Raw genomic sequence first — 18,236 nt, forward strand, 5'->3', positions numbered from 1 at the left:
ACTGGTATACCCTTTTCCACTTATTTTTCCTTTAATACACTATGTAATCGATCCGGATAATTTGTAAACATTCCTGTAGCACCCCATTTGATTAACAGTCTCATATCGGGTTTCTCATTAATTGTATAAGGGTGAATTAACAGTCCATTTTTCCTAGCCATTTTCATATATGACTCATCAATAATTAGTTCTCCGTTATCATTACGTAAGTTTGGTCCAATACCAGCTGCATACTTTTTAATTTCTTGAAAATCATCATTTGTTACACTTTTCGGTTCATGTGTAATACCAGACCATTCAACAATTTCATTGTTTTCATTTGGATAATACCAAAGCAATTGAACTAACGGAATATTTTCATTCATACTATGAATCTTTTTCAAACTATCTTTACTAAATGATTGAATCATAACACGGCTAGAAGACATGTTTTGGCCTACTAAATTATATTTTTGTAACAACGCCAACAATTTCTCTTCCATTCCTGGATACACATCTGGTGATTTTGTTTCAATATAATACTTCATACTTCTTCCATACTTTTGGAAGATTTCTTCAAGAGTTGGAACCTTTTGCCCAACATACTCTTGCTTAGCCTTTTCTGGATACGCTTTATTAAACCATGATCCAGCATCTAAACTCTTTATTTCGCTTAACGTTTTATCTCGTACTTCGCCTGTTCCATTTGTAGTGCGATCAACTGCTGTATCATGCATTGCAATTAATTGGCCATCCTTTGTTAATTGAATATCTAACTCTAAATAATCCGCTTTCATTTTTTTCACTAGATCATAAGAAGCAAAAGTATGCTCAGGTGCATGTCCACTTGCTCCGCGATGTGCAATATTTAAAAACTTATTCGTATTCCATTCATGCTTTCCTTCTGCTTTCGCATGAACAGCTCCCCCAGCAAAGATGCTTCCTGTCATAAAGAAAATAACTAAAACGCTAATAATCTTTCTCATCCTTCAAACCCTTCCTACGTTGCAAATTTCAACAAGCTAATGAGATTTACACGAAATAGAAGACACACTTTCATTATTTTTATAAACCTATATTAAAATTCCAATCTTACAAATGTTTTCTATATTATTAATATAGAAAACTAGTATTATCCTATTTAATTTCTATAGCCCTCCTTTTCACATGTAACTCCCTATTTTGTACGGTTCATTCAATAAAAAAAGCCATAAATTATTTAGAATACACTCCTGTATCCCTAAATAAATTTATGGCTTTTCTCAAATATCTCCGGCCTCTATTAACTTGTCGAATTTAATCATATCAAACCTATTGAAATTTGTGAATATTTTTTTCAGTACAGTGAAGTACATAAAACAATATTTCTGTAGTTACTTAAAAATCACATAATAAATTTCTCATTACCTCTTCCAATACTATATCTGGATTTACTACCGTTTTTTCCGAACGCCATCCGATAAAGCCATCTGGTCTAATTAATACAGCACCTCCATTCTCTATACCATATAATTTGCTAAAAATATCTTCTGGAACAATAAAGTCTCCACTTAAGCCAACACGATACCCTTTTAGATGTATTCCTAATTTAGCTGAAACAGCATGTGCTGCCTCAGCCCAAGAACTATTTTCTACTCCTGTAAGTAATACAAAACTGTTACCGAATAAGTCTAATGTAGAAACTTTCTTCCCCTCATACGTTCCCCATAAATGTGGCGCTCGCGTTCCAGGTCTTCCGTTCAACTCTATACTATCCATTCTATGCGGAGTGACTGAATCATCTATAATCGCCTCTGAACAATACTGATATCCAACTGTAACAGCTAAACCATCCATATTATTCAAACTGCCTTCCTCTCTATTCGCAGCACGAAACAGTAAACTACTTGCATAAGCTGTCGTTAATTTTGCAACAGAGTGTCTCTCCTCATGATATGTTTCTAACAATTTTGGTTTTGCCTTCCCTTTTATAACAGCCGCTAATTTCCAAGCTAGATTGTGCGCATCTTGTATTCCTGTATTTGAACCAAATCCTCCTGTTGGCGGCATAATATGTGCAGAATCGCCAACTAAAAAGGTTCGATTTCCTTGAAATTTCACCGCTGTACTTTCAGCGGCTTCCCACGGTAAAACACTTAATATTTTTGATTCAACATTTGTACTTCCAATTGCTATTTGAATAATTTGTTTACAACGTTCTATAGTGAAGTCCTCTAGCCCCTCTCCTTTTAATGGATCGTAGGCTACATGATAAATCCATTTTTTTACGTTATCAACCGGGATAAGTGCACCAAGAACCTCCGGATGAAGTACCATCGAAAAACCGAATGCATCTCCTTGTATAAACTCACTTAAATCAGCTTCAAAATAAATATTCATATAATAGCCACCAATGGTTCCACGACCCTCAGTTTTAATCCCTAACTGCTCACGTATTTTACTTTTCGCTCCATCCGCTGCAATTACATAGTCACAATGTATGACACTTTCTTTTTCTGTTTCACGATTTCGAATCGTTGCTTTTACCCCGTTTTCATTTTGTTCAAATGAAACTAATTCATGATAAAAAGATAGTTGCTCGCCTAATGTTTTCGCTTCTTGTAACATCATCTCTTCTAAAATAATTTGATAACACGCAGTTTGTTTTGATGGACTAATCTTTTCTATTTTTTGAAGTAACTCTTCATCGTTTCCGTATTGCGTCGCTCTCATTTGTTCCAATTCTTCTTTATTCGCCTCAGCTATTGTATGAACCGCTATTCTTCCTCTGCAGTTCTCTAATGCTTTACCTGCCAATTTAATTCTTTTTTCCAAGCCTAATTCTCGAAATAACTCCATTGTACGTAAAGTAAGACCGCCTGCTTTCGGATGAATGGCAGTAGACGGATGCCTTTCAATAAGTAAGTACTCAATATTATGTTTTGCAAGAAATAACGCAGACGCTAACCCAGATAATCCCCCTCCAACAATTAAAACTGGTACATAATTCGATTTCATATATTTACCCTCCACATCATTGTTCTGAGCTCAGTGACATAAATATAATCAAAAAAAACATTAAAATATAGACTTATATTTCATTTTGAATTATCATATAAATAGATTACGCCCCAAAATTCCTTTTACCTTTTCATACATCTATAATCCACCTGAATTGTGTCTGTATGAAAGTGTAAAACAAAAGAATGTACTTTACGTTGAATCATGTTCTATCGTAAAAATCAAAAATAATACAAACATTATAAGCGGTCGTAACCTTATGGATTATACAAGGTTACGACCGCTTATTTTATTGTTACATCATTTTTTGTTTTTAAAACTTCATCTATTGTGTTATGTAATCCTTCCAATCCCTTTTCTATCTCCCTATAATTTTCAACAATAAAAAATTCATTCGTCTCGATTTTCTTTCTCAATATTGCACCTCATGCAACAATCATGTAGCATTACCGTATCGAAGTAATGGTTCATCATCTTAAACCTTTCGACTAATTACCTGGAGGCAAAGTGATTGAAATGAATAAACAAGAACAATTAAATATTATAAAAAAAGATTTTATTGATTCTCAAAAAGTATTATTGGCAATTGGTGATGAAACACGTCAAGCTATTTTATTAGTGCTAATGGAAACGGAATGTCAAACAGGATTACGTGTAGGAGAAATTACGAAGCAAACACACCTTTCCCGTCCAGCAGTATCACATCACCTTAAGATTTTACGAGAAGCTGGCATTATTTTAATGAAAAAAGAAGGTACAAAGAATTTTTATTATATTGATATACGTACAAAATTAGGTTTATTAAAAAATCTTGTATTAGATATTGAGAAGCTATTGTAAAACTTTTATTAAAACTTGGAGGTATAAGAAATGAAAGCAATGATAATTGATAGATATGGAAAAGTCCCAATGCGTATGGCAGAGGTACCTACTCCTGAAATTAATGAGTATGAAGTGCTCGCAGAAATTCATGCAGCTAGTATTAACCCAATTGATTTTAAAATACGTGATGGAAAAGTTAAAATGTTACTGAAATATGAAATGCCTCTAATCCTTGGGAATGACTTTTCCGGTGTCATCACGAAGGTTGGATCAAAAGTGACTCGTTTTAAAGTCGGTGATGAAATATATGCTCGTCCAAGAAAAAATAAGATTGGTACTTTCGCGGAGTATATAGCCATTCATGAAGATGATATTGCTTTAAAACCAAAAAATCTAAGTTTTGAGGAAGCGGCTTCGATTCCACTCGTTGGCTTAACATCATATCAAGCATTACATGACATCATGCAATTACAAAAAGGTCAAAAGATTTTAATTCACGCTGGATCCGGTGGTGTTGGTACTTTCGCAATTCAGTTAGCAAAAATAATGGGTGCCATTGTTACAACGACTGCTAGTGAAGCTGGTGCAAATTTAGTAACGTCTCTTGGCGCAGATGAAATTATTAATTACAAAACAGAAAAATTTGAAGATATACTACAAAATTATGATGCGGTATTTGATACAATCGGCGGTGCAACACTTGAAAAATCATTCAATATTATAAAAAGCGGAGGAAACATTGTTTCCGTTTCAGGTATGCCGAATGCTCGCTTCGGTAAAGAATTTGGTTCAGGATTCTTTAAAACTCTCTTATTTTCATTAGCCAGCAAAAAACTTACTGCACTTGAAAAAAAGCATAATGCTCAATATTCATTTTTATTTATGAAGCCAAGCGGGGATCAATTACGTACTATTGCAAACTATATTGAAGCCGGAAAAATCAAACCGGTAATTGATCGAGTCTTCCCTTTTGAAGATGCGCAAAAAGCAATGGAATATTCAGAGTCTGGAAGAGCAAAAGGAAAAATAATTGTAAAAATTAAATAATAATAAAACCTCCATTTTCTTAAAATGGAGGTTTTAAATTTGCTGTTAAATAGACATAGTGCAATGAAGTCCTTACAATAGATTGCAAGGGGAAATATTATATTATACTTTTAGTTAACTTTACAAAGAATACATACGTACAAATACATAACTTAAAATACAAAAAGGAGGAGATACAATGACTAAAAATAATGAAACAGGTTGGAATTTAGATAATAGTTATACGACTTTACCACAATCATTTTATACAGAAATCCCCCCTACTCCCGTAAGTTCACCGGAGTTAGTTAAACTAAACCATTCATTAGCGATATCTCTTGGCTTGACCCCTGAAGAACTGAAAAAGGAAGCTGAAATTGCTATTTTCGCTGGTAATGCACTCCCAGAAGGAGCTCATCCATTAGCTCAAGCATATGCTGGCCATCAATTCGGACATTTTAATATGTTAGGCGACGGTCGTGCTCTTTTAATTGGCGAACAAATTACTCCTTCAGGTGAGCGTTTCGATATTCAACTGAAAGGTTCTGGCCCTACTCCCTATTCACGCCGAGGAGATGGCCGTGCTGCACTCGGTCCGATGCTACGTGAATATATCATTAGTGAGGCAATGTATGCACTTGATATTCCGACTACTCGCAGTTTAGCAGTTGTCACAACTGGTGAAGCAACATATCGTGAAACAAAGTTACCTGGAGCAATTTTAACTAGAGTAGCTAGTAGCCATATACGCGTCGGTACATTTCAATATGCTGCAGCTCGTGGTTCAATAGAGGACCTGAAATCACTAGCTGACTATACGATAAAAAGGCATTACCCAGAAATTGAAGCTCATGAAAACCGATATACTGCATTACTACAAGAAATCATTAAAAGACAAGCCAGTCTTATCGCAAAATGGCAACTTGTTGGATTTATCCACGGTGTAATGAACACTGACAATATAACGATTAGTGGCGAAACAATTGATTACGGTCCTTGTGCATTTATGGACAATTACAATCAAGGAACCGTATTTAGCTCTATTGACACACAAGGTCGTTATGCATATGGAAATCAACCATATATGGCCGCATGGGACCTCGCTCGATTAGCAGAATCTTTAATACCAATTCTGCACGAAGATGAAGAAGAAGCATTAAAAATCGCCCAAGACGAAATTTCGAAATTTAGCGTACAGTATGAAAACCATTGGTTCCTTGGAATGAAAAAGAAATTAGGACTATTTAGTACCGAAGAACAAGATCAACCACTTATTGAGCAACTTTTAAAAATGATGGAGAAATATAAAGCGGATTATACAAATACATTCCGTTCATTAACTCTTGATGCTATCGAAAATACAGCTCTATTTGAAAGTCCTGAATTTAAAGAATGGTACAAACTGTGGCAATCTCGATTAGAAAGACAAGAACATTCGAAAGAAAACGCCTACGAGATGATGAAAAATAATAACCCATCCATCATCCCGAGGAACCACCGTGTAGAAGAAGCACTAGAAGCAGCTGTCACAAATGGCGATTATAGCGTAATGGAGAAACTTCTTGAAGCTTTATCAAATCCTTATGCGTATTCTACAGATCAAGAAGAATACTGCATTCCGCCTGCACCGACGAATCGCCCTTATCGTACTTTTTGTGGGACTTGATTGTTTAATATGTAAAAAGGTGCGTTCATATAAATTGTGTGAACGCACCCTTTTTATATCCCCCACTCAACTAAAACTTTAAAATGCACATCCCCCGATGCCATTTCTTTAATCCAAAACAAATTCTACACTATTCCAATAGACTTACTCGTAAGCTTGTTAAACAAATATTGAGAAATATAAAACATCATTTCTAAATATTTTTATTTTTGATACTATATTTTATAAGAATATTCAAAAAGCGAGGGGATTTCATGAACGTTCAACTACAAGGTAATGAACAAATTACAAAATTATTTAATGACTGGTATAGAGCTATCTTACAGCATCAAACTACCCATGCAACAAAAATAAAAAAAGATATTGAAAATATCATCTCTAATTCAGAAGAAGATACAAACCTACAATTGTATTATTCACTTTTTAATTTCAGATACAAAATTTTAACAGATGGTTTAAATATTAATAAAGATGATTTTAATAAAATTGATTCTTTCCCACTTCCAGAGAATGGGCTATTTTCTTATTATTATCATTTTTTCAAGGCTATTCACAATACAATTATTGGAAACTACAATGCAGCAAAACACCTTTTCGAGAACGCTAAAAAGCTGCTAATACACGTATCTGACGAACTAGAGAATGCTGAATTTAACTACCGCTTAGCTTCCTATTATTATCAAACATATCAACCACTAGTAGCAATCCAATCTGCAAATGAAGCTAAAGCGATTTTTTCAAAACATATAAACTGTGAAATTAATGTTGCTTTGTGTGATAACATCTTTGGTTTATCTTGTATTGATTTAAAACAGTTTGAACAAGCTGAAATTAGACTTGATTCAGCATTAAATATTCTACAGAAGTATTCAGAGGAGACTTTATCATTAAGAGTACGACATAATTTAGCTTGGCTATATGCAAGTCAAAACCTTTCAGAGTTAGCAATGCGTCATATTTCAGAGGTTACAACTAAGCAACCAAATCACTTTAAAGCACTTTTTGTTGAAGCACGTGAATACTACAAGCTTGGAGAATATACTCAGGCTAAAGAACTTATAAAAAAAGGATTAAACATTTCAAATAAACTAGAAAACAAAGAGTTTCAATATCGTTTCATGATTTTAAGAGAACTAAATAATAAAACTTCTATAAATGATTTAGAAATGATAATTTTGGAAGGAATTTCTTACTTTAAAACAGAAAACCTTTGGGAATGTATACAAGAGTACACTGATGTTCTAGCAAATATGTTTTATGAAAAAGAAGACCATATAAAAGCTAGTCAATACTTTTACATGGCCAATCAAGCAAGAAAAAAACATGAAGAAAAGGGAGCTTTGATATAATGAAAAAGATTAAATTGAGCATCATTGGCTTAGCTGTTATTAGCATCACAACTCTTGGATTAAGCTTCACCTCAGAAACACCGAAAACACAGTTAGGATATGTAGCATTAAACATTGGGGACACCCCGGCACCCCAAAGACCTGACCTTGTTCAATCCGTTGACGTAAGTAAAGACTACAACTCAACAACAACTGAAAAAGCACTTTAAAAAACGGAAGACCTTCAATTAAGAAGGTCTTTTTAAATACGCTTATTTAGAATATTTCCCTTTCATGTAGGCTTTATTTTCTCATCAACTCCGCAATCCTCTTACTCTCCTCACTACCAACTTTCTCAAGTTTCTCCACAACTAAATTCTGTCTCTCTACAGAATGATTTTGACTTAACTTCGCTTTTCCTTCTATTTTATTTATCTTTATTTTGAATCCAACTATTCCCTTACTTAATCCTCCCATATAATTCGGATCTACATCATTAAGTGAGTAGGTGCTCTCTGGATCTTCATATTTATTTACTAAATCTTGAAGAGAATCTACTAATGTCTTCTCATCTTCAACAATTTCTAATTCACCATATACATGCACTGCAACGTAATTCCATGTTGGTACTGCATTGTTTGTTTCATACCATGACGGAGAGATGTAACTATGTGGTCCTTGAAATATAGCTAGTACTTGCTGAGTCCCAATATCTTTCCACTGTTCATTCAGCCGTGCGAAGTGACCATGTAAAGTAAGGGTCTCCCTATTTAATAACAACGGCAAGTGCGTTGCATATGGTTCTCCGTTATGTTGAGAAAATAATGTCGCAAAGCTATTTTGTTCCATTATTTCGTACTTCATCTCTTCATCTTGTATTGCGAAATATTTTGGTATGTACATAAGCTCCCTCTTTTCCGCTCTTTTCTATTTTATTTCCTATTATATTTAGTAACCGCATCAATCAACAGGGCCAATTTGTATTTGTTTTATAATGGCAGCTTTCTATTTCAAAACAATAGGCAGCATGTATTCCATGCTGCTTTAGTTTATTTTTTCTAATATATTTGTAATAAATACGGTCTTACCCTCAATATAACTAGATCGATTTTTCGACTCTCTTGCTAACTCTTCCTTCAAGTTTCCATACTCATTAGCTACTTCAGTATGTTCACGAAGGTAATCTCGAAACACTATATGCCTTCTCAACTCTTCACTATTTTTATCACACACATATAAATGATGTTCCATCCAAACTGTATTTCCCTCGTTCCATGGAACGAACGTATCCTTTCTTCCAAACGCCTCTCTTCCTTTAAAGCTCCATTCTAACTGATGATAGTACCCTATCTTCTCAAGTTTTTTTACTACCTCATGAAAAATTTCGTACTCTTCTATTACAATATCAATATCTAGTATTGGTTTTGATGCAAGCCCTTTAACAGATGTACTCCCAACATGTTCAATAGATACAATGCTGTCTTCCATTACATTGTTAATAAGAGTGTATATTTTATTAAATTCACTTTCCCATTTGACATTATATTCTTCGATAGCAATTCTCTGCTTCAACGTACCCCTCTTCTCAAAACAAATTATAACCGTTGAATATGAGTATCCTTAAAATCCGTCTCATATTTCAATCCATATCCAAACATTCGATCCATTCCAATATGTGCTGTCCATATTAAGCCAATCATTATAACGATATCCATCTTAAAATAGACACCTATTAGAACAATTAATATGGATATGATATATGTGTGACATACATTATATATTTTCGCACCAACGTGATTATTAATCCCATATGCTAACATTGATAGATCCGGCGCTAAAAGGAATACAAAAAATATAATCCAACTAAACTCATATATCGAATACATATAAATCGTGGCTAAAAATACAACCATTCCTTCAAAATGTACAATACGTTTTTGCATTATTTATCATTCCTATTTTTCTATATTTATTGATACATTTTCATCGCTGAAAGTATTCTTTTTATTTTTTGACCAGATGGTTGCTAATATTGGCCCTGCAATGTTATGCCATACTGCCGCTAATACACTTGGGAGTGCAGCAACCGGTCCAAAATGCAAAATACTTTCCAGCTATATTACTTTCATCCACTCAGCCCCTATCTTTTAATTGAAACACCTTTTTCGGATTCAAAATATTTTGCGGATCAAGAACTTTCTTTATTTTCTCCATTACAAATAATGCCGCCCCATGTTCTTCTTCTTGATACTTTCGTTTCCCGATTCCAACGCCATGTTCTCCTGTACACGTTCCTCCTCGTTTAAGAGCATACTGAACGATACTTTCATTTATTTCGTCTGCCTTCTTCACTTCCTCCTTATCATTTGTGTCAATCATTAAGAGTACATGGAAATTCCCATCCCCAACATGACCGAGAATACCGCCAATAAGCCCTACTTTATGTAATACCTCTTTCGCATGTTGAATCGCTCCAGCTAATTCCGAAATTGGTACACATACGTCTGTACTCATTAGCTTTTTACCAGGATAACTATGCACGTAAGAGTACGCTAAGTTATGTCTTGCATCCCACAGCTTATTTCTCGCTGCTGTTTCCGTCTCAAACGCAATTTCTATACATTTATGATCAAGAACGATTTCTTTCGTAAATTCAATATCTTGCTTTAACCCTGCTTCATTGCCGTGAAACTCTAAAAACAGTGTCGGTTCTTCTCTGTAACTTGTTTCATTGTAATAATTTACTTGTTTCATAGATAATTCATCAACGAGTTCAATTCTCGCGATTGGAATACCTGCTTGTAATATGTTAATTACAGCTTCTACTGCATCATTTATAGTTGGAAACGATGCCCTCGCAGCCATAACATGTTCTGGTATACCGTATACTTTTAAAGTTAACTCCGTGAAACATCCAAGTGTTCCTTCTGAGCCTACGAAAATACCATTTAAATGATAACCTGATGATGACTTCGCCGCTAAATTCCCGGTATGTATTACTCCTCCATCAGCAAGAACGACTTCTAAATCTCGAACTTGATCACGCATTACCCCATACTTTACCGCTGTCGTTCCGCTCGCATTTGTAGCAGCCATTCCTCCTAACGTTGCATCAGCTCCTGGGTCTACACTAAAAAATAATCCATACTTTTTCAATTCTTTATTAAGCTGAGAGCGCGTCACCCCTGGCTGTACTCTCACAAGAAAATCCTTTTCTCTTATTTCAAGTATTTTGTTCATAAGAGAAAAGTCCATTGTAATTCCTTTTTCGTAAGGAATTACATGTCCCTCTAAACTGGACCCTACTCCAAATGGAACGACAGCTGTTCCGTGCTGAATCGCTATTTTCATTATCGCGCTAACTTCTTCGGTCGTTTTTGGAAAAACAACTACATCAGGTAAACTACTACTATGGTAAGATTCATCTTTACTATGTAACTCTCGTACTGTCATATTTATTACTACTCGATCTTCAGGAAGTATGCCTTTTAATTCATTTACTACATGTTCAATTGTTATTTCCATAATCAACTCTCCTTTTTAATTTTAAAACAAGTATACCATCTTTATACAAAATAATTAGAAAAATAAGATTATTAAACCTGAACATACAAAAAAGAACCTGCAGCACACGCTACAAGTTCTTTTTCACTACATTTTAAACGATTTCTTTATTAACAACATAAACCAAATTAAAGTAACTGCCATCAACGAATGAGAAAATCCTACAATATAAGTTAACCCTTTAAAGTCAGCTCCATTTAACTGAAGAAGCCCTCTCGCTGCTAGCGAACCTAACATTAATGTTAATGCAATATTATGTAAAACAAACCACTTATTAAACCCTTGCACTTCATGAAACGCGAATACTTTTGCTAATCCTAAAGCAATTAAAAAGAAGAAAAAGCCAAGTACAAGTGTATGCGTATGCAAAAGATTTAACAAAGTAGACCCTAAAATCCCTTTATACTTACCATACTCCCTAGCGAAAATCCCTGATAATAAACCGATAATCAAATACGTAAACGATGCATTATATAATTTCTTCATTATGTACCTCCTTGAGTAGAATGTATAGTGTGTCATATTTAGTAATAATGATAGTTATATAGTAAAAACTCCTAGTCACCTAGGAGTCATTGTATAAGCATCTCACTCTTTACAATCAATCCTAATTATAAGATATCTCTCTATACAAAACAAACGAACTTTATGTGAACAAACACCCCCATTAAAATATGTTGCACTTTTGTTTTACACAATCCATACTAATTGTTATAACTTTTTAAAGGTGGTGTAATTATTGATAGTTCTTGAAACTGAACGTCTTAATCTTCGCTGGTTTGATATAAAAGACGCTCCTTTTATTCTTGAGTTAGTAAACGATCCTGCATGGATTCAGTTTATCGGTGACAAAGGAGTTAGTAACTTAGAAGATGCAAAAAATTATATTGTAAACGGTCCCATCGATATGTATAACAAACTTGGATTCGGCCTTTACTTAGTAGAACGAAAAAAAGATCTCACTCCACTTGGTATGTGTGGCCTTATTAAAAGAGATTCATTAGAAGACGTTGATATCGGGTTTGCCTTTTTAGAGACATTCCGTTCAAAAGGATATGGCTACGAGTCAGCTTCTGCGATAATCGAATACGGTGTACAAAAGCTCGGCATGAAACGAATTGTAGCAATTACTTCTGTAGATAACATCGCCTCAGGAAAGCTTTTAGAAAAAGTAGGATTACGATTTGAGAAAATCATTTCAGATTCAGGAGAAGATTTAAAATTATTTGGGTATAACGCATAGTAAAGAAGGTCGCCGTGAATGGTGACCTTCTTTACTATTTTACTGATCTCGTCATAATACTTTTAGTTCCATTTATAGTTTTGCAGTAATTCTTGTGATTACTACTATGCCTTTCATATCACATTTTTTGGAAATTCATAGAAATAAAACTTTCACATTTAAATAAATTATATTAATATATCAAATAAAGGAAGTGAGAATAAATGGAACAACCGCTATTTTTATTAGTTCTTCAATTCATTGCATTCATATTAATCATTTGTATCGTATATGGAGTGTTGTACAATACCGTATTAAATTTAAATATGCCTAAATGGACTGCACATATAGTAGCTACGGTCTTTTCCCTTGGTATTACCTATCAAGCTTTTATAAATTTTATTTAAAAAACTTTTGTAGCAATTACTTCTATTGTTGATGCAGTAAAGCTTTTAGAAAAAGCAGGATTGCAATTTGAGAGGGTTATTTCAAGATCAGAAAACGTAACCATTTTTTATAAAGTCTTTCCAGCGCAAAATAGTGAAGAAGTTAGTTCCGCTGAAAGTGTGTTTGCATAAAAAGAAATGAATTTAATTGATGCTACAAAAACTTTATTTTAATTCTGGTTCTATTGTTTGGAATCGTTCTAGGGTACCATTTGTGTGGACTTTAAAAATTTTCATTTGCGCACCAAAATGTTGCGTTAAGTAAAATGTATCACCAGTTATTAAATTTCCAATCTTCCAATCAGGTTGATATGTACTTTCCATGGAACTTTCTAAATCCCCAATCATTATTAAATTGATATATAATGAAGATGAACTACTCAACATTTTCGTTAAAGATAGTCTATCAACCTCTAACTACCTAATGAACTCAAGTAAACACATCTTCAGTCATTTTAAGAGGTACAAAAGGCACCCTTTCGGGTGATTTTTGTATAAAAATTCTATTTTTTTATATTCGATACCAACCACGAACCTTTTTAAAATAATAGTATCATTATGTCTCCTTTTTAGAGATTATTTTTAATTACCTTTAATTTTTTGCACCAGAACCGGAAAATCCCTGACTACTCGAAATATCAACTATCAGGTGCTAATATTCAATAACGCGTACTGAAAATGATTAAACATTTTTATAAACCCGTGGAACATTTAAGAAATCAATTTTTCTCTTATCGAAATTTAATTAGCTTACAGTAATACAGTGGTCATATATTTTTAAGAATAACGGAAGAATATATAGAAATTGCTACAGAAATGTGAAGTTTAATTAATTTAGGAGGAACAAACTTGTTTAATCAGCTTGTAAAAGTTATACCGAATTTATTTACGATTGGAAATTTATTGTGCGGTGTTTTCTCAATCACCTTGAATATGAGTGAATATTTAGGAGCAGCCTCCATTCTCATTTTCTTTTCAGCTGTTTTAGATTTTCTTGATGGAAGAATTGCAAGAAAATTAAAAGTGAACAGTGAGTTTGGCATAGAATTGGATTCCTTAGCTGATATTGTTAGTTTCGGCGTCGCTCCTGCGCTTTTATTTCATACGATAGCAACACCTTCTATTTTAACTTCTTTGGCATTTATCCTATTCCCAACAATGGGTGCTTTAAGATTAGCTAAATTTAGTATTAAACCAACTATTGGATATTTTAAGGGATTACCTATTCCAGCTGCAGGATTATCATTGGCTGGTATGGCATTGTTTTCATATAGTAATGCATGGATTACTTTAATCCTCGCCCTCTTAATGGTAAGTCCCATTAGGTTTAAAAAATTTTAATGAAGGTCACGCCCAACGCCATTAAGGAGCATTTTAAATGGATTTAACGCGTCAATAAGTATAAAAAAGCGGGACAATAATATTAAATTAGGTGCCCTTCGAAAAATTAAAACCTTGTATTTATGGCTATTGGGTTAATCCATCGATATGTTATTCTGAAACGTCAGTCCACTTTTAACAGGAGCTCCCTTTATCAAGAGAGCTCCTGTTCTTATTTCTTCTTCTTTTCTGTCGGTTGGCTTTGTTTAGCAAAATTAGATGAATCATCAAAATTCGGTTGCTTTTTACCAGCATTATTACTTCTACCTTTTCCCATATGTAATGCACCTCCCCTCCCCCTTACTATTCCCAATAAAAAAATTCTCTTGCATCCAAGAGAATTTTAAATTGGGTTCTTATTGATAATACCTAAGTACTTCCAACACTGCCATTCCATAAAAGATGGATCCAATGTTAAATTATTTAATGCTAAAACAAATATTACATTTTCATATTTAACTGGATAATCAATTAATAATCCTAATGTATTTCCTGAATCTGCGACAATTATGATTCCCTTTTCTAACACGTCATCTATAACTTCTTTTAATTATTCTTACCTAGCATATAATATTTTCCTACACATTGAGATTGCATGTTGTATAAGGAAGCCCTTCTTCTTTCCATGCAAGAAATCCTCCCTTTAAATTCACTACTTCCTTTATACCAGCTCTTTGTAAAATACTAGCTGCTATAGCGGAACGTAATCCGGTTCGACATTGCAAAACTATTGGAAAATCTTTCGGTATATAATCTAGTTGTTCAAATAGATTACCTAAAGTGATATGTATTGCATCATGAAGGTGTCCTTCCTCCCACTCTTTTTTACTACGCACATCGATAACCTTAACGCTTCCACCTTTTATATGCGGATATAATTCAATCGATGTTTTTTCTTTGTAACTTTCAAATCTATCAAGTCTTTGTATTACTTTTAAGGGTGCAAAAGCAATAATATTATCTAACCCAATAGATTCAAATTCTCTAATAACTGCCTCTACTTTAACCTTTTCCTCATCTAGAATTATTAAAGTTTCTTTTTTATAATCTAATAACCATCCACACCAAGTTGTGAAAGAATTGTTATAAGGTATGTTAATTGACTTCTCGATATGACCTGCAGCAAAACTCTCTACATCCCTTATATCAACTATTTGATGAACGCTCTTCAAAATTTCTTGAAGCTCTTCTACTGTATTAATAGCAGTACTTTTTCTCTTCTTACGAATTGGCGGACCATACTTATTTAAATTCTTCATTAATGAAAAATACTTTGGAGGCTCTGGCTGTCCCGTCAATAAAGTCGATATAAAATCACTTTCTTCATTACACTGAAATGCCCAATTGAACATCTTTTCATAACCTAATGTAGAAGTTGGAATTGCTCCTAATGCTTTTCCACATGCGCTTCCCGCACCATGTGATGGCCATATTTGTAAATAATCAGGAAGTATTTTTATTTTTTGTATAGAATTAAATAATTGTTTCGCTCCTATTTTTGCAGTATCCTTAATACCGACTGCAGTTTCTAATAAATCCGGTCTTCCTATATCTCCTACAAATATAAAATCACCTGTGAATATTCCTATCGGTTTATCATTCGTATAATTATTTTGACTTGTATCAGTTACTAAAAAAGAAATACTTTCAGGCGTATGCCCTGGGGTGTGTATTACATTAAATTTTATATGACCTACTTTAAACTCCGTGCCCTCTCTAACCAATTTGTATCGACCTTCGTTAAGATATTGATATTTCCAATCACAATCTCCTTCATCAGATACATATAAATTTGCATGGTAAAGAGTAGAAAGTTCTCTAGACCCAGAAAGAAAATCAGCATGAATATGAGTCTCAGCCGCAGCAATTACTTCCATCCCCTCTTTCTTAGCAAACTCTATATATTGTTCTATATAGCGACTGGGATCAATAACGATTGCTACGCCTTCTTTCTGACAACCGACTAAATAGGAAGCATGTGCTAATTTTTCATCATAAAAATATTTTAAAAGCATAGCTATTCCCTCCAATTAGTTATTTCAAATTGATTTTCAATTTTTGTAACCATTTTTTATCTTCTCCTATAGAATCCCTTTCAACATTAAATTCCAATACATATATGGCAACATATATCTTTTAAGTAAAAACATACTATACCGTTCTTTCGCTTGATTAAATGGAAACGTTTCTTGAGGCTCATGTTCATAGTTAAATTCAGCAAGTATAAGACTTTTATATCCTGTAACAATCGGACATGATGTATATCCATCATATTTAGCCTGTAAATCTCTTCCGCTAAGTACATCCATAATATTTTGTTTTAAGACGGGTATTTGTTTTCGAATTGCTGCTCCAGTTTTAGAGGTAGGTAAATTGGTACAATCTCCAAGTCCAAAAATATTTTTATATTGCACATGCTGCAAAGTATAAGGGCTTATATCTACCCATCCCTGATGATCACTTATCTCACTCTCTTTAATAAAATTAGGTGGCCCCATTGGCGGAACAACATGTATCATACTATATGGTACGGTTTCTCTTTTTAGTGTTTGCGTATCTTCAAAAATTGCCTCTCTCTTTTCGGCGATAATTTCCACTAGATTTTTATTATAATTCGTTATAATTTGCTTTCTTTCTAGTACTTGTTCTAAAGTATTTGCATATCGTGGAACCTGAAATATGTTATTGTTTGCAGAATAAAATATTACTTTACTTCTGTTTCTTACACCACTATTACAAAAATACTCCTCTGCTAAGTACATAATTTTTTGTGGAGCACCACCGCATTTAATAGGAGTATTAGGGTGGGTAAAAAGCGCATTTCCTCCTTTAAATTTTTCGATTTCTCTCCAAGTAGAATCAACATATGTATAAGAATAATTGCTACATACCCCATTAGTGCCAATAGACTCTTTTAAGCCTTTAATACTGTCCCAATTTATTTGTATACCAGCTGCTACAATAAGAATTTCATACTCAAGTAGCAGTCCGTCATCTAAAAGTATCTTATTTTCAGATGGAAATAACTTAACAACACTTTTAGGGATCCACGTTGCCCCTTTTGGAATAAGCGATTCCTGATTACGCATCGTACTTTCCTTTGAAACAATTCCTCCCCCCACTAAACTCCATAGTGGCTGAAAGTAATGTTTTTTTGATGGATCAATAATTGCTATACTTTCTTTCAATAGGGGTACATTTCGTAATAAATGTGCAGTAGAAGATAGTCCTGCTGTCCCAGCACCAATTACAATAATTTTATAACTATCTCTGGTCTTCATTATCCTCTTCCTATCTAAAATTGATTTTTAAATTAACTAATTAGTAACCATTTTTTCATCGTAGTAACATTATTATAAGTTAAAAACATCATAGTTTTATCTGATTTAAATGAAAATTTTGTTAATTTTACCATTAACATTACTATATGCGTGAATCCCCTATGTTACTTCCATATTTTAGTTTTAATATTAAAACTAAATATTGTTATATAAAATAATACATTAAAATACTTTTCATGAATCCGGATAAGTAATGTTTAAAAAACAACAATTTTACTACAGTAATCAAGAACAGTTTTCTAAATTAAGTTACTGCAGAAAATATAACTCTGGCGCAATATCCCTACCAGCTTTCATTCCAATAATAACTCCATGATATAACGTCAAAGATGAAATCCCTCAACTTAGGTATTTGACTTTTTAAATTTATACAAATGTCTTAGCTCTATGTACTTTGATATATAGGTCCACATCAATATGTTATTGCATCATATACTGAACAGATAATTTAAATTACTTTTA

Annotated in this window: 19 protein-coding genes and 1 pseudogene; 8 read left to right on the plus strand and 12 right to left on the minus strand. The window is 33.5% G+C overall.

The features are described 5' to 3' along the window. Positions 1–20: 20 nt before the first annotated feature. From HFD78_RS24220 to HFD78_RS29855, 3 genes are all read right to left on the minus strand, one after another. Entirely contained in the window at positions 21–965 is a 945-nt protein-coding gene (locus HFD78_RS24220; protein WP_001226340.1) for a glycerophosphodiester phosphodiesterase, read from the minus strand. 391 nt (positions 966–1,356) lie between these two features. After that, positions 1,357–2,976, minus strand: a complete 1,620-nt coding sequence (locus tag HFD78_RS24225; protein ID WP_000841674.1) for an FAD-dependent oxidoreductase — start codon at positions 2,974–2,976, stop codon at positions 1,357–1,359. A 287-nt stretch (positions 2,977–3,263) separates the two neighbouring features. After that, on the minus strand, positions 3,264–3,395 hold the full coding sequence (locus HFD78_RS29855) for a hypothetical protein (RefSeq protein WP_001227549.1): 132 nt from the start codon (positions 3,393–3,395) through the stop codon (positions 3,264–3,266). Between the two features lie 91 nt (positions 3,396–3,486). Here HFD78_RS29855 and HFD78_RS24230 point away from each other — a divergent pair, with 91 nt between their 5' ends. The 5 genes from HFD78_RS24230 to HFD78_RS24250 all read left to right on the plus strand — a co-directional run bounded on the left by HFD78_RS24230 (position 3,487) and on the right by HFD78_RS24250 (position 8,051). Continuing rightward, complete coding sequence (locus tag HFD78_RS24230; RefSeq protein WP_000571868.1) at positions 3,487–3,819, plus strand: ArsR/SmtB family transcription factor; 333 nt, start codon at positions 3,487–3,489, stop codon at positions 3,817–3,819. 30 nt (positions 3,820–3,849) lie between these two features. Then, positions 3,850–4,848 (plus strand): NADP-dependent oxidoreductase, encoded by a 999-nt coding sequence (locus HFD78_RS24235; RefSeq protein WP_000646441.1) that lies wholly within the window; start codon positions 3,850–3,852, stop codon positions 4,846–4,848. A gap of 178 nt (positions 4,849–5,026) precedes the next feature. Further along, the gene (locus tag HFD78_RS24240) at positions 5,027–6,493 is read left to right on the plus strand and encodes a protein adenylyltransferase SelO (RefSeq protein ID WP_000164910.1); all 1,467 of its coding nucleotides are present in this window, start codon (positions 5,027–5,029) and stop codon (positions 6,491–6,493) included. Between the two features lie 254 nt (positions 6,494–6,747). Beyond that, entirely contained in the window at positions 6,748–7,842 is a 1,095-nt protein-coding gene (locus HFD78_RS24245; protein WP_001102728.1) for a response regulator aspartate phosphatase, read from the plus strand. Further along, positions 7,842–8,051 carry a hypothetical protein gene (locus tag HFD78_RS24250; protein WP_000721431.1) on the plus strand — a complete coding sequence of 70 codons (210 nt, stop codon included), beginning with the start codon at positions 7,842–7,844 and terminating at the stop codon, positions 8,049–8,051. The genes HFD78_RS24245 and HFD78_RS24250 overlap by 1 nt, the downstream gene beginning before the upstream one ends. Before the next feature lie 73 nt (positions 8,052–8,124). Here HFD78_RS24250 and HFD78_RS24255 read toward each other — a convergent pair whose 3' ends face one another. The 6 genes and pseudogenes from HFD78_RS24255 to HFD78_RS24280 all read right to left on the minus strand — a co-directional run bounded on the left by HFD78_RS24255 (position 8,125) and on the right by HFD78_RS24280 (position 11,871). Continuing rightward, on the minus strand, positions 8,125–8,724 hold the full coding sequence (locus tag HFD78_RS24255) for an FMN-binding negative transcriptional regulator (RefSeq protein WP_000275790.1): 600 nt from the start codon (positions 8,722–8,724) through the stop codon (positions 8,125–8,127). A 141-nt stretch (positions 8,725–8,865) separates the two neighbouring features. Then, positions 8,866–9,393 carry a GrpB family protein gene (locus tag HFD78_RS24260; protein ID WP_049107830.1) on the minus strand — a complete coding sequence of 176 codons (528 nt, stop codon included), beginning with the start codon at positions 9,391–9,393 and terminating at the stop codon, positions 8,866–8,868. Positions 9,394–9,416: 23 nt separating this feature from the next. Continuing rightward, complete coding sequence (locus HFD78_RS24265; protein WP_001172065.1) at positions 9,417–9,764, minus strand: DUF4260 domain-containing protein; 348 nt, start codon at positions 9,762–9,764, stop codon at positions 9,417–9,419. Between the two features lie 12 nt (positions 9,765–9,776). Beyond that, positions 9,777–9,920, minus strand: a pseudogene (locus HFD78_RS24270) (bile acid:sodium symporter family protein); the annotation flags it as partial. 34 nt (positions 9,921–9,954) lie between these two features. Then, entirely contained in the window at positions 9,955–11,346 is a 1,392-nt protein-coding gene (locus HFD78_RS24275) for an FAD-binding oxidoreductase (RefSeq protein WP_000406571.1), read from the minus strand. 126 nt (positions 11,347–11,472) lie between these two features. Beyond that, positions 11,473–11,871 (minus strand): DUF2871 family protein, encoded by a 399-nt coding sequence (locus tag HFD78_RS24280; RefSeq protein WP_000737896.1) that lies wholly within the window; start codon positions 11,869–11,871, stop codon positions 11,473–11,475. A gap of 253 nt (positions 11,872–12,124) precedes the next feature. On the opposite strand from HFD78_RS24280, the gene HFD78_RS24285 reads away from it, so the two are divergent. After that, positions 12,125–12,628, plus strand: a complete 504-nt coding sequence (locus HFD78_RS24285) for a GNAT family N-acetyltransferase (RefSeq protein ID WP_000636208.1) — start codon at positions 12,125–12,127, stop codon at positions 12,626–12,628. A gap of 203 nt (positions 12,629–12,831) precedes the next feature. Next, positions 12,832–13,014, plus strand: coding sequence for a hypothetical protein (locus tag HFD78_RS24290; protein ID WP_191968122.1), 183 nt, complete (start codon positions 12,832–12,834; stop codon positions 13,012–13,014). Positions 13,015–13,218: 204 nt separating this feature from the next. Here HFD78_RS24290 and HFD78_RS24295 read toward each other — a convergent pair whose 3' ends face one another. After that, positions 13,219–13,401: a DUF5065 family protein gene (locus tag HFD78_RS24295; protein WP_002000399.1), complete on the minus strand. Its 183-nt coding sequence runs from the start codon at positions 13,399–13,401 to the stop codon at positions 13,219–13,221. A gap of 501 nt (positions 13,402–13,902) precedes the next feature. Between HFD78_RS24295 and pssA the strand changes: the two genes are divergently transcribed. Beyond that, complete coding sequence (pssA, locus tag HFD78_RS24300; RefSeq protein ID WP_061655026.1) at positions 13,903–14,394, plus strand: CDP-diacylglycerol--serine O-phosphatidyltransferase; 492 nt, start codon at positions 13,903–13,905, stop codon at positions 14,392–14,394. Between the two features lie 617 nt (positions 14,395–15,011). Here the strand turns inward: pssA and HFD78_RS24305 are convergent. Next, positions 15,012–16,448, minus strand: coding sequence for an MBL fold metallo-hydrolase (locus HFD78_RS24305; protein WP_000925329.1), 1,437 nt, complete (start codon positions 16,446–16,448; stop codon positions 15,012–15,014). Between the two features lie 66 nt (positions 16,449–16,514). Continuing rightward, the gene (locus tag HFD78_RS24310) at positions 16,515–17,714 is read right to left on the minus strand and encodes an FAD/NAD(P)-binding oxidoreductase (protein WP_000857316.1); all 1,200 of its coding nucleotides are present in this window, start codon (positions 17,712–17,714) and stop codon (positions 16,515–16,517) included. Positions 17,715–18,236 lie beyond the last annotated feature (522 nt).

Origin of the sequence: Bacillus sp. EKM501B, from assembly GCF_011800505.1 — a bacterium.
In the GTDB taxonomy this organism is placed as follows: Bacteria; Bacillota; Bacilli; order Bacillales; family Bacillaceae_G; genus Bacillus_A; species Bacillus_A cereus.

Bases quoted from the DNA above. Each gene is read 5' to 3' on its own strand.
- HFD78_RS24255 (WP_000275790.1), bottom strand. From the start codon at position 8,724: ATGTACATACCAAAATATTTCGCAATACAAGATGAAGAGATGAAGTAC.
- HFD78_RS24265 (WP_001172065.1), bottom strand. From the start codon at position 9,764: ATGCAAAAACGTATTGTACATTTTGAAGGAATGGTTGTATTTTTAGCC.
- HFD78_RS24250 (WP_000721431.1), top strand. From the start codon at position 7,842: ATGAAAAAGATTAAATTGAGCATCATTGGCTTAGCTGTTATTAGCATC.
- HFD78_RS24275 (WP_000406571.1), bottom strand. From the start codon at position 11,346: ATGGAAATAACAATTGAACATGTAGTAAATGAATTAAAAGGCATACTT.
- HFD78_RS24235 (WP_000646441.1), top strand. From the start codon at position 3,850: ATGAAAGCAATGATAATTGATAGATATGGAAAAGTCCCAATGCGTATG.
- HFD78_RS24240 (WP_000164910.1), top strand. From the start codon at position 5,027: ATGACTAAAAATAATGAAACAGGTTGGAATTTAGATAATAGTTATACG.
- HFD78_RS24290 (WP_191968122.1), top strand. From the start codon at position 12,832: ATGGAACAACCGCTATTTTTATTAGTTCTTCAATTCATTGCATTCATA.
- HFD78_RS24220 (WP_001226340.1), bottom strand. From the start codon at position 965: ATGAGAAAGATTATTAGCGTTTTAGTTATTTTCTTTATGACAGGAAGC.
- HFD78_RS24295 (WP_002000399.1), bottom strand. From the start codon at position 13,401: ATGATTGGGGATTTAGAAAGTTCCATGGAAAGTACATATCAACCTGAT.
- HFD78_RS24310 (WP_000857316.1), bottom strand. From the start codon at position 17,714: ATGAAGACCAGAGATAGTTATAAAATTATTGTAATTGGTGCTGGGACA.
- HFD78_RS24225 (WP_000841674.1), bottom strand. From the start codon at position 2,976: ATGAAATCGAATTATGTACCAGTTTTAATTGTTGGAGGGGGATTATCT.
- HFD78_RS24305 (WP_000925329.1), bottom strand. From the start codon at position 16,448: ATGCTTTTAAAATATTTTTATGATGAAAAATTAGCACATGCTTCCTAT.
- HFD78_RS24245 (WP_001102728.1), top strand. From the start codon at position 6,748: ATGAACGTTCAACTACAAGGTAATGAACAAATTACAAAATTATTTAAT.
- HFD78_RS24280 (WP_000737896.1), bottom strand. From the start codon at position 11,871: ATGAAGAAATTATATAATGCATCGTTTACGTATTTGATTATCGGTTTA.